A 15,042-nucleotide genomic window follows, 5' to 3' on the forward strand; every position below is an offset into this window, starting at 1 on the left:
CAGTAGAAAACCTTATAATTAGTTTGTGCCACATTGTTCTTAATAAAAATCTTTAACCCCGTTAGCGAATGCTTTAATACATTACATTATTTAAAGGCGTATACGAGTTGGTATTAATGTATGCCAATGAGTAGCCCCTAATCATTCAATCCTTGCATTCGCTGCTTTTTTCAATCGTGTATCCTTTACACCTCAGTTGCGTTTACTGAGCTTTTGCCTGCCAAACCCTTCGCCGTAAATTTTAATTCGCATTTTAACCTCGCTATGAAACATCTAAATATTAATGTCGCGCTATAACCTACTTATTTTAGAGAGTTACATGACAATAAAGTTATCTGTTACCAGAACAATAATCATTAATAAAAAACTCAAACAAACATGAGACAAATTCAACAATAAATAAAAAACTAAACACTGTTTGACTCAACAAAGTTAAAAAACTTAATGTTCGCAGTAAAAAACACACTAAAGTGCAATTTTATAGCCATCCAGACGTTGAAACGGTTTTTGTAAAGGCGTAGTATGTAATGAATCTGAGCTATACTCACCATATCCATGAGATTTATTAAAGATGATTGACATTAAACACTTAAAAACAATTGCTACCCTTAAAGAAACGGGTTCTCTCGTCAATACAGCCCGCGAACTATTTTTAACTCAGTCAGCTTTATCACATCAAATCAAAGATTTAGAAAACAAATTAGACTGCCAATTGTTTGAGCGTAAAACTCAGCCAGTCCGATTTACACCTCAAGGTATGTTATTACTTGAATTAGCACACGAAATATTACCTAAATTAGAAGCCACCAAGTGCCGACTCAAAGAAAGCCTAAACCAGCCTATTTCGCAGCTGCGTTTAAGCGTTGAATGTCACGCCTGTTTTCATTGGTTATTGCCTACTATCAAAGAATTTAATAACTTTTGGCCTGATATAAAAATTGATTACGAGCGTGGCTTTAGTTACGACGCTATCCCAGACTTATTAAATGATGAATTAGATCTCGTGCTTACATCAGATATTCGCGACCCTGACAAACTTGAATACGCCCATTTGTTTGACTTTAAGCTGAAACTGATTGTGGCACCAGATCACGACTTAGCGAAAAAAGCCTATGTAACTGCGCTTGATTTGAAAAGCGAAACTATTATTTCTTACCCTATTCCGCGTGAGCGCCAAGATATATTTAAGCATTTCATCCAAAATGCGCGTTTTGACGGCACCCTAAAAACGGTTGATCAAGGTTTACTTATATTTCAATTAGTCAGTGCAGGTATGGGTGTGGCCGCCTTACCCGATTGGTTAGTAACCCCTTATGAAAGCCAAGGGTTAATTAAGTCAATTCCACTGGGCGCGCTTGGTTTAACGCGTCCAATGTACTTAGCGATGAAAAAAGACATGAAAGACAATCCAGTTTATCGTCACTTTTTAAACACCTGTAAATTAAATAACGGTCGATAAATCTTAAACTTATGAGTAACATGCTAATAAATATACTTAATCATGTTGCTCACTATGTTTGAACTAAAAAAAATACTGGGCGGCTTGCTCATGCCGTTACCTTTGTTGGGCTTAGTAAGCCTAATATTACTCATTTTTGCGCTCAAACAACGAAAAGTCGCAATCGCTATATCTTTAATGAGCCTAGCAACCCTGCTTATTGCCAGCACCCCTTTGGTGGCCAACTTACTGATTAAAAATAGCCAACCAACCTCATTAGCATTTAATTATCTTAAACACCCCAATATAGATAAAATTGTGGTGCTTGGCTGTGACATAAACCCCAACCCTGCATTGAGTGCTAACAGTCAGTTAGGTAATTGTGCGTTAACCCGTTTGGTGGAAGGAATAAGACTTGCTAACATTTACCCCCATGCGCAACTGATTGTTTCAGGTGGGGGGTATGAAAAAGTCACCAACAGCGCGTTAATGTATAAAACCGCAATTAGCTTAGGTATTAATAAAAATCGTATTGTGCAAAATCCAAACGCAATGGATACCGCCCAAGAGGCAAAACTTTTAGCCTCAAAACTCGTTGATTACAAGGTCGCTTTAGTCACCTCAGTAAGCCATATGCCCAGAGCAAAAAATTTATTTAATGCGCAAGGCATTAACGTTATCCCTGCCGCAACCGACTACCACAACTTTGCCGCTTTCCCTTGGTATAAACAACTCATACCCAATGCAAAAGCACTACTAGTAGTCACCCAGTATGCTCATGAAGTTATTGGCAATGCGTGGATAAATGTACGCCGTACAATTAACCCTGAAGCACTTTAATTAAGTTAACGCTTATTACGCTGCATAAATTCCCCCTAAAAAACCGCAATTATTTGCGTTTTACACAGGGGGTTATGAAAAAATAAAACTGAATATTCGTTTATAGTAGCGTTGGGTGTTTTGTTATTCTTAGAGGGTTTTAACCTCAGCTGTTTTATTCCAAAGCCGGTACAGTGTCACTAAAAATACGCAAAGAAATAGCAGACTTAGTGCTGTTAAATTCTCAACACCTAAAGCATCAAAAGTAGCACCGAAAATGTAGCCTCCACCGACTAAAACAATAACCCATAGCAGTGTAGAGCATCCATTTAACACACTAAAACGGCGCCAACTAATTGCTGTAAGCCCTACGGGAAGGGCACCAATCGTGCGTAATCCTTTAGGATAACGATATAGAAAAATGTAGGCTGTGCCATGGCGTTCAGCAAGCTGACTGGCTGTTTTAAATAATCGACCAAGGCGGCCTGGTTTTTCAATCCATGCCGCGCCATACGCTCTTGCTAGAGCAAAACGTAATTCATCGCCCAAGTAGCCACCCATAAAAGCAGCCAAAGCAACAAAACCAACATCTAGTGCGCCAGTATGTGCAGCATAGCCTGCGAACAAAGGTAGCCATCCACTTTTTAACGCACAATAACCAAAAAGTAACAGATAAACCAACAACCCGTACTGCTCAATTAAAGCTAATACCCCTTCCATTTCATTCCTTTAAAGTAACTACCTTAGTAGCAAGCAAAGTAACATTGTAATTTAAACGAGGTAAGTACAGCGAAAGATCTGTGTTTTTTGCAATATAAGAATGGATGTAATTATGATTTTAAGCGTAGGTTTATATCTATTACGTTTATTAAATTTTTGGGATGCATAAACCAAAAATAATTAACTCACAAAAAGGATAAAAGGGTATGCGGGTATATAAAAAATCAACATACTGACTTACCATAGTTTGCTAAATTAGCTATTTAGAACGCTATATTTTAAATAACCTACCCGAAATACGTTACAAGTAGGTTATTTATAAAATTACTTTTAAGCTAGGTGTTTACACAGGATTGTCTATGTCAATAAATGTCACGTCAAAGCCATGTTGCTTAGCAAGATATTCGCCTAATGCTTTTATACCGTAGCGCTCGGTGGCGTGATGGCCTGCGGCAAAAAAGTCGATATTTTGCTCGCGTGAGCTGTGAATGGTTTGCTCTGATGCCTCACCAGTTAAGTAAGCATCAATACCTTGCTCGGCTGCTAAGTCGATATACCCTTGCCCGCCACCTGTACACAAAGCGATGGTTTCAATTTTATCAGTACGTACTAAACTCGTTAGTGGCTCGCGCTTAAGCACTTGGCTTATTTTTTTAGCAAATTCACTGCCCGTTAACGGTGTTTTTAAACGCCCTTTCATCGCTACACTGTTGTTAGTTGGCTCAAGGCCTGCTTCAATTTCAATATCGAGCAATTGCGCCAGCTGTGCGTTATTACCCATTTCAGGGTGAATATCTAACGGCAAATGATAGGCAAATAAATTGATGTCTTTAGCTAAAAGCGCAGCCACACGACGTTTTTTCATGCCAGTGATAGGTTGTGACTCGCCTTTCCAAAAATAGCCATGGTGTACCAAAATGGCATCGGCATTATTTTCAATCGCGGCATCAATAAGTGCTTGGCTTGCCGTTACACCCGTTACTATAGTGCGTATCTCATCTTTACCTTCTACCTGAAGCCCGTTTGGACAAAAATCGTTAATGGTTTCTGGCTTTAACAGGGTGTTTAATAATTGATTAAATTCTCTACGTTGCATACTACTTACCTTACTTTGCACTGAATTTTGTACAAATTTTGGCGGTTATGCGCTAAAAATGAAAGGAAAATCGCAAAAAATTGAAAAACAGTTCTAAAATAGGTATAAATACCTCCTCTTTATCTGTGTAAACAACGTATAGGGTCTCTGATGAGCAAACTAGACAAAACAGAAGTGTTATCTGCCTTTGAAGCTGCATATGAAGCTGCCAACGGTAAAAAACCTGAAATAACAACTAAACCTGGCTGGTATAGCATTGATGGCGGCAAGAACATGCGCCTAGCTGATGTAGCAGAGCTGACTAAAGAATTAAGCTCTGGTAAGTCTACAAAAAAAGCTGCAGTAAAAGCACCTGCTAAAAAAACTAAAAAAGCTGCTCCTGTAAAAGCACAGAAAAAAGCGCCTTTCACCGTGATCACACAAAACGAAGAAGGCTACACAGCAGAAGAGCTTTGGATAGTTGAGCTTGCTCGCAAAGATCACGATTGCCGCCTACCTCGCGGTGTTGTTTGATCAGCTGAGTGCTTTGTATAAAAGAAACCGCGTTAAGCGGTTTTTTTATATTTATTATCCATCAAGTATTGAATAAACCACCTCGCAACAAAGCCAGACAAAACTATAAATACAGTTCCTGCCAGTACTGGCATTATTAAAAAATCCCAACTTTGGCCAGACTCAATAATTAAGATAGGGTTTGCGCCGGCAGCAGGGTGAATAGTTTTTGTGATTATCATTAATGTTATAGCAATACCCACAGCCAGCCCAATCATAATCGCACTATCAGCACTATAATAGCTAAAAACAACCCCAATCATTGCGGTCAGCATATACCCCCCTATTACGTTTTTTGGCATAGCTAACGGGCTCTGCGGTACGCCAAAAACAAGTACAGCTGTTGCGCCGAATGGCGCCATTAACCAAATACCGTAATCACCCATATAATTTAGCCACGCCAAAAACCCCAAAACAAAAGTAGAAAAAACACCTGCGATTAATGCCGACTTTATTTGCTCACTATGCATATTACCTCCTCAAAAGTAGACCGACTTGTCTACACCTGTAATGTAGACAAGTCGGTCTACCCATGTCAAGCTGTGTTTTTACTGCTCAAATTTGGAATATCATGGATAAACAACAACAAATAATCAGTACGGCACTGAGTCTTTTTTATAAAAAGGGTATACACGCTGTTGGTATTAATGAAATTTTAGCTGTATCGGGCATTGCAAAAAAAACCTTATATAAGCACTTTGAAAGCAAAGACGCGCTTATTTGTGCTTGTTTAGTCTCACGTGACATCTGCTTTAACGCTTGGCTTAAAAAAATATGTATACAACCAAGTGCTATGTTAGTCGCACAGGCAATTTTTGCCGGACTGAAAAAGTGGATTAATAATGAGGTTTCAGAGTTAGGGTGTTTTAATGGCTGTTTTTTTATTAATACTGCAGCTGAGTACCCTGTAGAGAACGACCCTATTGCCAAACTTTGCAAACAGCACAAGCAAGCGAACTTTGAGATCATACTATCAGCTCTTTTAGAAACACCTGAATTTGCTCACAATAGAGAAAAAGCAATTGAAGCCACGCAACACTTACTTATTTTAAAGGAAGGTTATATATGTAGAGCGAGGGTGATGCATGATGTAACAGTGACTCCACCTAGTGATAATATTTTAAAAGCGATAGTAGCGGTTGGTTAAATAGGTAAATACAGTATTAAAAAAGCGGCTAAATAGCCGCTTATTGACTAAAAAATGGCTGCATTATTCAAAAAATAATGGTTCACTCTGTTTTTTGCCTACTTCGTTCATGGTGGCTGCGTCGAACAAACGGCCGTTGATCATGGTGTAATCAATTTTGTCTGAATCACGAATGTTTTTCAGTGGGTCGCCATCAATAACCATTAAATCTGCCAGTTTACCGACCTCTAATGAACCCACATTTTTATCTAGGCCTAAATATTTTGCCGGATCGAGTGTAGATGCTCTAATTGCTTCCAGTGGCGTCATGCCGCCTTGGGCAAACATCCACATTTCCCAATGCGCACCTAACCCCTCACGTTGACCATGCGCCCCCAAATTAACAAGTACACCTAAATCTTGTAACTCAGCCGCTACGCGAGCATTGTTAAAGTGATTATAGTGATGATCGGGTGCTTTAACTCGGCGCATTGAGCGCGGTAATAATTGGTTTTTAGGCACAAATTTACTTAAACGTGGATGATTCCATACGTCCGTTTTATCATACCAGTAGTTTTCACCCCAAATACCGCCATAGGCAACTACCAATGTAGGTGTGTAACCTACATCACTTTGTGACCATAGCTGCTTAATATCGTCATAAATATGTTCAACAGGAATTGAATGCTCAATGCCTGTATGGCCATCGACTACCATACTCAAGTTATGCTGTAATAATGAACCCCCTTCAGGGACTACCATCATTTCAAGCATTCGCCCTGCTTCTATAACTTGCTGACGCTGCTCTCTGCGCGGTTGGTTATAAGATTTAACACTAAACGCACCCACTTTTTTAAGGCGCTCTAAATGAAATTTAGCATCATCTAATGAATCAATATGCGAGGTATACCCAGGCATATTCGCGCCGTATAAAATAGTACCGGTAGAGAAAATACGCGGACCAACGATCATCCCCGCTTTTTGCATTTCACTCGCGGTAAATATTTCAGTGGTGTCGTTTGATGGGTCGTGAATAGTAGTAACACCCAGCGCAAGACCTGCTAAGTTTTTCCAGTTCTGCTGCGGGATAATTTCATCACTGGCTTGTGAGCCATGAGCATGGGCATCTACAATGCCAGGCATAATTGTTTTACCTGTTACATCAATGACCTTTGCCCCCTTAGGAATGCTCACACCGGCAGCAGTACCAATAGCTTTGATATGTTTGCCATCGGTAACAATAACGCCATTTTCAATGACCTTTTCACCCTCCATGGTAATAATTTTAGCGCCAGTTAATGCAATCATGCCCTGCGGTTCAGCCATTTTTTTACTAAAGCCGATGTTAGTACCGCTTTTTACTTTAACGTCTTTATCATCCGCTTTATTAATCGCAAACATACCCTCTAAACTGGCATGGTAAAGCTCAGGCCCCAGTGTCCAATACAGTTTATTGCTATTGGCACTCCAGCTAATGTTTTCACCGGCGCGTACAGATAGCTGCTCAATTGGAAATTGACTGTCTTTGGGCCCAATATTTATCGTTTTACCGCGCTCTACAAATGGAGTAACAAATACTTTAAAGCGCTCAGCAAAAGCTAAATACTCACCATCTGGAGAGACTCTAAATTCAGTGGCGTGCTCTGACTCATACAGTTTACGTACTTTTTTACTTTCAAGCGCTACCACACTTAATGTCGGCTTAGGCCATGGGCTCATAATATAAACACGATCGTTGGCACTGCCAAACTGAGGTTGATAGCCACTTTTAGAAATGAGCTCACTTTTTCCGCCTTTAGCACTAACACTGTATACCCCAGGATGCAGTGACCACTTAGGGTTTAAAATGCTGCCGCCGCTGGCTTTACGATACACCACGGTTTTGCCATCTGGACTAAATGTTGGCTCTACGTATTTTCCCGGCTCTTGTGTAATAGTGTCGCCACGACCACTACGTGCAGAGACGACACGCACGGTGCCTTGTTCGTTATCATCCCACGTTGTGTAGACAATGTTTTTGCCATCACGAGAATACTGCGGGAATAACTCATAATGATCGGTTTGCTTAGTTAAGCGCTTTATTTTTCCTGATTCTAAATCGCGCTTGTAAATATAACCAAGCGCTTCAAAAAGTGCGGTTTCACCATCAGGGCTAATTTGCACATTACGCAGCATTTTTACATCAAACTCATCAGTGTCGATATTTTGAGTAAAACGCACTGCTTTTTGAATTTTTTTCGTGGTGTCTACTTTAAATGCAATATCGCTAACTGATTTATCATCGACATTGAGTTTATGAAGGGTGCCACCAGCCCAAAATACCAGCTCTTCGTTATCTGGGGTCCACGCAATAGTCGGATATACGCCATGAATCGCCCACGTTTCTTGCATATCGCGCTCTAGTTTGTCGTATAGCTTAGTATGCTCACCACTGGTTAAATCATATAAGTACAGGCTGGTTTGAAAGTCATCACGCTTTATGTACGCTAGTTTTTTACCATCTGGCGACGGCGTCGGTCTTATTGCCCCGCCCATGCCACTTATAATGGTTTCTATGTCGCCTGTTTCACGGTCATAACGCTTAATTTTATAAATACCGGCAACAGAGTCTTTTGAATAATGAAAAGTTTTACCCGGGGTTGCATCATGCGAAAAATAAACATACCGACCATCCTGTGAAAACATGGGTTCACCTAAATCTTTTTGATCGTTTTCACGTTTAGTCAGTTGCACCCCTTTACCGCCGGCTTTGTGATAAAGCCAAACTTCACCCGCACCTAGCGAGCGACTGGCGGTAAAATGCTTACGTGCAACTAAATAATCGCCATCAGGGCTCCACGCAGGGCTATTGAGTAATCTAAATGTTTCGTCAGTGACGGCGGTTTGGTTTTCGCCGTTAACATCCATTATCCAAATATTGTCACCACCGCCTTGATCTGATGTAAAAGCAATGTGCTTGCCATCTGGGCTAAAGCGCGGCTGCATTTGCCATGCAATGTCTGAGGTTATTTTAGTCGCTTTACCACCACTCATTGGCATGGTGTAAATATCGCCCAGTAAATCAAATACTAAGGTTTCTCCGTCAGGACTTATATCGACATTCATCCATGTGCCTTGCTCTACACTAATAGATGCATCAACAAATTGCCCTTTAGGTGAATCAACTTGCCATTTTTTTTCATCCGTTTGCTCTGCGTGTGCGTGGCCTAATGCCAATGAAACCGATAACGCGAGTGCTGTTTGCAGCATTTTTTTCATGCTTATCTCACTTATTATTGTTGCTGTGTGTTGATCTATTACATCATTGCAACAAAAACGCCAGCAAGTTACCAGCGTAATAGGATGAAGTGCATAAAATCAGTGCCAAACAATAGGATCAAATTGATAAAAATCCACTAGCAAATGGTAAATTTCAGGGTCTTCACGGCGTAAATCGGCGGGTTTCTCTAAGAATGTTTCGGTGATCACCGCAAAAAACTCAGCCTCATTGGTGGCTCCATAGCTATGTATTACATGCGGCATACTATAAGCAACATGGGTTTTTAACTGCGAAAACGCTCGGCTAAATACTCTGCCCCATTGTTGGTATTTTGCCTGTGATGCAAGTAGTGGCGTGCCGGTGGTTTTACCGGTTTCTTGATCAAGTTGATGTGCAAATTCATGAAACACTAAGTTATGCCCATCACTGGGTAAGCGGTTGCCCTCAAGCACATCATGCCAGCTAAGCACCAATGTTCCCCCCGGCCACGATTCACCTTGCCTTACTGTATTATGAAAACCGACAAGGCCTGCGTTATCGCGGCTTGATTGGGGCGCGTAATACGCACTGGGGTAGAGTAAAATTTCTTTTACGTTTTTATACAAAGGCCAAGGCTTGTTAAGCACAAGCAAGCAGGCATCGGCGGCAATAATGAGTTTCATTGCCTCCGTTAGTTGCAACCCATCGCAGCCAACAAAACGCTTTTCATTTAAAAACCACACAATATGGGATGCTAACTTGGCTCGCTCTGCATCGGTCATTTTGTTGTATATGGGCATAGCACGCAGTAACAACGTGTGTTGTTGCTCACTTAACAATAAATCACTGTATTTACGGTGCCACACGGCATTTTGAATATCAGGCCAGCGCCAAAACATTATAATAAATACAATTAAAACAAAAATTAATAGCCCATTTATCATTGGGTCGTCCTAAATCAAACCATTTAGCTTTAACGCCAAAATACTGCGCCCGTATTATTAAAATAGTAATGGGTGCAGTGAGGCTGTTTTTCAATCACATCACTTCAGTTCGATTTCGGCCATTGTTTTTTGCCTTATACAAAGCTTGGTCAGCCCGTGATAATAATCGGTCATAATCATCAACATCACCAGAGTCAGAAACACCAAAACTCACGGTTACGCTGAGGCCTTCTGCGATATTTGAAAAGTTTTTATTTTCAATACATTTGCGTAACTTCTCGCACATTTCTTGTGCCTGCACTGCACTCATATCAGGAAACACAAAAGTAAACTCTTCGCCGCCCCAGCGAGCTACCTCTTGCTCACCTTCGCAGTGCGCTTTAAGAATGTTAGCTACTTCACATATAACCTGATCACCTATGAGGTGTGACCAACCATCGTTAATCCGTTTAAAGTGATCAATATCCATAATAGCGATAGCAAATGATTTATAACATGCTTTAAAGTCTGAAAAGTTATCCGCCAGCCAGCCATCAAATGCGCGGCGATTCGGTAAATCGGTAAGCTGATCGTGTGTGGCTTGATACGCAAAGGCACTGGCTTGCTCTTGCAGTGCTTGCGTTTGCTTCACCACTCGACTCGTTAATTCTTTTTCTACTTGTTTGTAGTGGTACAAGCGATAACGATATGCGCTGTATATAACAACAACAAAAATAAAAAATACTAATAACTTAAAGCTTGTTTTTTGCCAAAAGTGCGATTGAATTTCAAAGTTAACGACTTTGTGATTTTGTTGCCAATCAGTATTTGGATAGGCTGCACGTACAGCAAAAGAATACTTGCCCGCAGGTAAGTTAGTGTATTCAGCAGTAGCTATGTGTTGACGGTTGATCCATTCGTTATTAAAGCCTTCCAATTTTGTTTGAAAGTTTAATCGCTGCGGCATAATAAAGCTCAGTCCCGCGTATTGAAATGACAAGCGCGTCACCCCTGGTGGTAAAATAATAGTTTCACCGTCTATAGGTAACGACGTTGGTTTACCATCAACAGAAAAGCTTTCAACAATCGTTGGTAACGCTATTTTAGTGGCTTCTTTTAAGCGTTCCGGTTTTACTGTACTCACCCCTTTTGCGGTAGCAAACCAAATTGTGCCATCTGAATGAGCGGTTGCAGAGGGGGTTGAACCGCCATTTGCTTGTGCACTGAGCATGCCATCACCCTCATCGTATAATTGAAAAGCTAACGACTGACTATTGTTTGTAGGTGAATCTAGTAGCTCATTAACCTGTTTATAATTAACTTCAATAATGCCACGGTTACTTGATAGCCAGAGTGAGTCTTTAAACGGCACAATTTGAAAAAGCTTATCGACCGGTAATCCTAGCTCTCGTCCTAAAATAGTCATATGCCCATTTGCATGCTGATAACGCAATAAACCTCTATCGGTCGCCATCCAAGTATATTTATCGTCAATATAAAAGCCAAACGCATATTGAGCCGAAAACGCTTTAGGGAACTGGATTGGTTGAAATTCCTCCGTATTGGTATTGTAAACCACCACGCCATTACCAGTTCCTATCCAAATGTTAGCGGCTTTATCCTCACTCAAAGCCAGAATAAAACCACTCGGCAACTCTCTCTCATTAGTAAATTGCACTAAACTGCCGTCGGTATTAACGCGTGTCAGCCCCATAGCCGAACCAATCCATAAACGATTTTTTGAATCAAAAAGTAAAGATCTTACTTCATTACTACCTAAGCCATTATCACGGTTTAAATAAGGTATGAGTTCGTTATTAACCACCTTCAACACACCTGAAGTGTATGTACCTACCCAAACATCACCTTGGCTTTGTTCAAGTAAGCTCAATACTGAATAAGGAGAGCCTTGCTTAGTGCCTTTAATATGGGTAATTTTATTGTTTTGCAGCCGATCTAAGCCAGTGCTTCCCCCTATCCATAAACTGCCATCAGAATGTGACAGGACCGTGCGGACATAATCGCTAGACAAACCTCGCTTTTTGCCCCACGATGAAAACGGCGCTTCTCTTAACCTAAATACACCAGCATTGGTGCCTACCCAAATACTATTTTCTCTGTCTTGTAACAAAGAAAGAATACGGTTGGCGGGTAAACCATTTTTAGCATCTAATTGCTCTAAACCATCGACGCTAAGCCTAAAAACACCTTTATTAATGGTGCCAAACCATAAATCACCATGGTTATCTTCTAATAAACTAGAAATCGACTCAGCACTAAGCTGTGGATGGGGTGACTCGAACACATTGCCATTTAATACTCGCGCACCTCTTTCACTACCAATAACAAGGCGTCCTTCACGGGTAATCAATAGAGTATATACAGGTGCATCTGGTAACCCTTGTTGTGGCGTCATCAAAGTGGGTTTGTAGTTGACTATTTTATACAGGCCATCACTGGTCGCCGCCCATATAACCCCCTTAGGGTCTTCAATGATTCGATACGCACTGACATTTTGTATTATTGGGATGTCTTGAGTGCTACTAGCTGAACGATAAAACACACCATCATTCTCAAGCGCTAGCCACAAGTTATCATTTTTACTTTTAAATATATGGTTAACCATAGCTTGGGCAGGTGGTTGAGTGTCCCATTGTCGGTGCTGATATAAACTAATACCGCCGCGCGCTCCGGCTATGAGTAAGCCGCCATCGGATGTGGGGGTAAGCGCACGTACGCCTGAGTCAGGCAAATCGGTAATTTCTGAGCGGGTAAATAGTTTAAATTCTTGACCGTTAAAGCGGGCAAGCCCTTCCCAAGTACCTACCCATAAATAGCCATCTTGTGTTTGTGCAAGGCTATTAATGCTATTGTGAGGAAGGCCCGAACGGGTATTCCACGTTTCAAAAAAATAATCGCGCAACGGCAGGCGAGTCTGTTGCTGAGCATCAACAGTAAAAATCACCAACAAGAAGCATAAAATCACCAAGCGATTCATCAGACACTGCCTTTATAATTATTAGTTTTTATATTTGAGTAAATTCAAGGTGAAAATTTAATTAAAAAACATCACCAACAAATAATAACATAAGATTTACAACTTTTTCATTAAGTATTATCACTTAAACTATCAAATGTATGTTGTAATTGTTGAACGAACTTAGCCACATGTAGTCCATCTAGTAACGCATGATGAACATCAATGGAGAGTGGCATTTCTCCGGTATTAGGGTTGTATTGGCCGAACACAAATTTAGGAATGCCACAGCTTTGACCCTGGGTAAACGCATGCGAAAAGCTACTAAAGTTTAACCAAGGTAAAACAGAAACGTGAATTAAATCAGCTTGCCCTTCTGTTGCCGCAAAAGCATCAGAAAACAGCGGGTTTAATTTTGTGGTATCGCTAATAGCTTTCGCCTCACGGGAAAATTTATTTAACGACCCGTGTAATTTAAAATAACTAAAGCGAAACGACTCATCATCGGCAAGCTCGACTACACTTGCCCGCGTAGCACTTAAGTAACAAGGTTTTTGGTTAATAATGCGCAGCATCATCGGCTCATACTGATGACAGACTTTTAATAAGCAATAAATATAACCATGAAAAAAAGCAATATTAGCTTGTTTACAGGCGGTATATAACTTTTTCGCATTCAGTTGTACGCACACATTAAAATAAGGCTGAGTGAACTGCTGAAATAACTCAAAGTGTTGCTTTCGAGGCCATTGCTCAAAATCAAGAGGGGTAATAGAAAAATCAGTAGAGGACATAAAATATAGATAAAGTGTAAAACTAAATTTTACCGTGCTTTATCTATATTCGCATTAACTAAAATGACGCTTTGGGTGTAGTTATACCAAAGTCTTACATAAAGTGTAAAAAAGGAGCGTATTTCGCTCCTATTTTAAACCGAGTGGAAACTTAAAGTCCGTTTTCAATAATTTCTTGTGCCAGTTCATCGGCAATTAAATGCGTTGATTTTTGCTCTTTTTCACTACGGGTAAAAATTTCACTAAGTGTATCGTAAATTCTTTCTACGTGTTTATTAGAAGCCTCTTTACTGTAACCCTCTGGTGCAGTTTCGTAATAAACGTTAATAATACCACCTGCATTTATTACATAATCAGGCGCATATAAAATACCTTTTTCACGTAAAATTTCACCATGGCGTGATTCAGCAAGTTGATTGTTTGCACAGCCTGCCACTATCGTTGCTTTTAAGCGTGGGATTGTTGTGTCATTAATAGTGGCACCTAATGCACAGGGTGCATAAACATCCACATCTAGGTCGTATATTTCATCAATACCAACTGCGGTTGCGCCAAAATCATTTACTACACGTTCTACTGCAACATGATTAATATCGGTAACAAATAACTCAGCACCAGCTTCAGCCAAATGTTTACATAATCCATAAGCTACTGCACCTAAACCTTGCACAGCCACTTTAATACCAGAAAAGTCTTGAATACCGCGTTGATGGTTAAGCGCTGCTTTCATACCTAAAAACGTACCATAGGCTGTAAACGGCGAAGGGTTACCACTTTTTCCTTCAAGGCCTAGCACGTAATTTGTTTCTTTGTTCATTAACGCCACATCATCACAGGTAATGTTTACGTCTTCTGCTGAGTAGTAGCTACCATTTAGTCGCTCTAACTGGCGACCAAATGCGCGAAATAACTGCTCTGATTTGATTTCTTTGGCATTACCAATAATAACCGATTTACCACCACCAAATGGCAAGCGTGCTACGGCATTTTTATAGGTCATCCCTTTTGATAAACGCAGCACATCGTATACTGCATCCTCATCGTTAGCATAATCCCACATTCTACAACCGCCTACCGCAGGGCCTAAGTTTGTGTTATGTACCGCAATAATAGCCTTCAAACCAGACGCTTTGTCTGAACAAAAAACCACTTGTTCATGGTTATCAAATTCAACTTGATTAAATACAACCACTTTAAATACTCCGAAATAATGGGCCCTTTTGGGCAAGCACGCTACAAATTGTCGAGACTTTATCACTTCAGTTAATGGTTCGCCACACTATGAGTAGATAAACCAAATAAAGCGCGTCAAAGTGAAAAATAAAATGACTTATCGTTAAAAGTAAGCATAAAAATTCC

At 40.4% G+C, this 15,042-nt stretch carries 12 protein-coding genes; 4 read left to right on the plus strand and 8 right to left on the minus strand.

Annotation, left to right across the window (positions count from 1 at the left end):
- Positions 1-571: 571 nt before the first annotated feature.
- The gene (locus KK487_RS09260) at positions 572-1,459 is read left to right on the plus strand and encodes a LysR family transcriptional regulator (RefSeq protein ID WP_008114241.1); all 888 of its coding nucleotides are present in this window, start codon (positions 572-574) and stop codon (positions 1,457-1,459) included.
- Positions 1,460-1,513: 54 nt separating this feature from the next.
- Positions 1,514-2,278, plus strand: coding sequence for a YdcF family protein (locus KK487_RS09265; RefSeq protein WP_036954413.1), 765 nt, complete (start codon positions 1,514-1,516; stop codon positions 2,276-2,278).
- 129 nt (positions 2,279-2,407) lie between these two features.
- On the opposite strand, the gene KK487_RS09270 is transcribed toward KK487_RS09265, so the two are convergent.
- Together KK487_RS09270 and KK487_RS09275 are read right to left on the minus strand one after the other, a co-directional pair.
- Positions 2,408-2,977, minus strand: a complete 570-nt coding sequence (locus KK487_RS09270; RefSeq protein WP_036954344.1) for a DedA family protein — start codon at positions 2,975-2,977, stop codon at positions 2,408-2,410.
- A 343-nt stretch (positions 2,978-3,320) separates the two neighbouring features.
- A complete protein-coding gene (locus tag KK487_RS09275) occupies positions 3,321-4,073 on the minus strand; it encodes a Nif3-like dinuclear metal center hexameric protein (RefSeq protein WP_036954340.1) in 753 nt (250 codons plus the stop codon).
- 150 nt (positions 4,074-4,223) lie between these two features.
- Here KK487_RS09275 and KK487_RS09280 point away from each other — a divergent pair, with 150 nt between their 5' ends.
- Positions 4,224-4,586 carry a hypothetical protein gene (locus KK487_RS09280; protein WP_008114254.1) on the plus strand — a complete coding sequence of 121 codons (363 nt, stop codon included), beginning with the start codon at positions 4,224-4,226 and terminating at the stop codon, positions 4,584-4,586.
- A gap of 32 nt (positions 4,587-4,618) precedes the next feature.
- Here KK487_RS09280 and KK487_RS09285 read toward each other — a convergent pair whose 3' ends face one another.
- Complete coding sequence (locus KK487_RS09285) at positions 4,619-5,095, minus strand: HPP family protein (RefSeq protein WP_036954337.1); 477 nt, start codon at positions 5,093-5,095, stop codon at positions 4,619-4,621.
- A gap of 101 nt (positions 5,096-5,196) precedes the next feature.
- On the opposite strand from KK487_RS09285, the gene KK487_RS09290 reads away from it, so the two are divergent.
- Positions 5,197-5,772: a TetR/AcrR family transcriptional regulator gene (locus KK487_RS09290; protein WP_033104386.1), complete on the plus strand. Its 576-nt coding sequence runs from the start codon at positions 5,197-5,199 to the stop codon at positions 5,770-5,772.
- Positions 5,773-5,835: 63 nt separating this feature from the next.
- Here the strand turns inward: KK487_RS09290 and KK487_RS09295 are convergent, their stop codons facing one another.
- The 5 genes from KK487_RS09295 to KK487_RS09315 form a co-directional block, all read right to left on the minus strand.
- The gene (locus tag KK487_RS09295) at positions 5,836-9,009 is read right to left on the minus strand and encodes an amidohydrolase family protein (RefSeq protein WP_215521719.1); all 3,174 of its coding nucleotides are present in this window, start codon (positions 9,007-9,009) and stop codon (positions 5,836-5,838) included.
- 99 nt (positions 9,010-9,108) lie between these two features.
- The gene (locus KK487_RS09300) at positions 9,109-9,933 is read right to left on the minus strand and encodes a M90 family metallopeptidase (RefSeq protein WP_215521720.1); all 825 of its coding nucleotides are present in this window, start codon (positions 9,931-9,933) and stop codon (positions 9,109-9,111) included.
- 94 nt (positions 9,934-10,027) lie between these two features.
- Positions 10,028-12,910, minus strand: a complete 2,883-nt coding sequence (locus tag KK487_RS09305) for a ligand-binding sensor domain-containing diguanylate cyclase (RefSeq protein WP_215521721.1) — start codon at positions 12,908-12,910, stop codon at positions 10,028-10,030.
- Between the two features lie 110 nt (positions 12,911-13,020).
- Complete coding sequence (locus KK487_RS09310) at positions 13,021-13,683, minus strand: CatA-like O-acetyltransferase (RefSeq protein ID WP_013465220.1); 663 nt, start codon at positions 13,681-13,683, stop codon at positions 13,021-13,023.
- A gap of 151 nt (positions 13,684-13,834) precedes the next feature.
- Positions 13,835-14,875 carry a Leu/Phe/Val dehydrogenase gene (locus KK487_RS09315; RefSeq protein ID WP_215521722.1) on the minus strand — a complete coding sequence of 347 codons (1,041 nt, stop codon included), beginning with the start codon at positions 14,873-14,875 and terminating at the stop codon, positions 13,835-13,837.
- Between the last annotated feature and the right edge of the window lie 167 nt (positions 14,876-15,042).

This window comes from Pseudoalteromonas sp. SiA1 (genome assembly GCF_018732205.1).
Taxonomy (GTDB): Bacteria; Pseudomonadota; Gammaproteobacteria; order Enterobacterales; family Alteromonadaceae; genus Pseudoalteromonas; species Pseudoalteromonas tetraodonis.

Coding starts and splice junctions, on each gene's coding strand:
- KK487_RS09260 (WP_008114241.1), top strand. CDS start 572: ATGATTGACATTAAACACTTAAAAACAATTGCTACCCTTAAAGAAACG.
- KK487_RS09265 (WP_036954413.1), top strand. CDS start 1,514: ATGTTTGAACTAAAAAAAATACTGGGCGGCTTGCTCATGCCGTTACCT.
- KK487_RS09270 (WP_036954344.1), bottom strand. CDS start 2,977: ATGGAAGGGGTATTAGCTTTAATTGAGCAGTACGGGTTGTTGGTTTAT.
- KK487_RS09275 (WP_036954340.1), bottom strand. CDS start 4,073: ATGCAACGTAGAGAATTTAATCAATTATTAAACACCCTGTTAAAGCCA.
- KK487_RS09280 (WP_008114254.1), top strand. CDS start 4,224: ATGAGCAAACTAGACAAAACAGAAGTGTTATCTGCCTTTGAAGCTGCA.
- KK487_RS09285 (WP_036954337.1), bottom strand. CDS start 5,095: ATGCATAGTGAGCAAATAAAGTCGGCATTAATCGCAGGTGTTTTTTCT.
- KK487_RS09290 (WP_033104386.1), top strand. CDS start 5,197: ATGGATAAACAACAACAAATAATCAGTACGGCACTGAGTCTTTTTTAT.
- KK487_RS09295 (WP_215521719.1), bottom strand. CDS start 9,009: ATGAAAAAAATGCTGCAAACAGCACTCGCGTTATCGGTTTCATTGGCA.
- KK487_RS09300 (WP_215521720.1), bottom strand. CDS start 9,933: ATGATAAATGGGCTATTAATTTTTGTTTTAATTGTATTTATTATAATG.
- KK487_RS09305 (WP_215521721.1), bottom strand. CDS start 12,910: ATGAATCGCTTGGTGATTTTATGCTTCTTGTTGGTGATTTTTACTGTT.
- KK487_RS09310 (WP_013465220.1), bottom strand. CDS start 13,683: ATGTCCTCTACTGATTTTTCTATTACCCCTCTTGATTTTGAGCAATGG.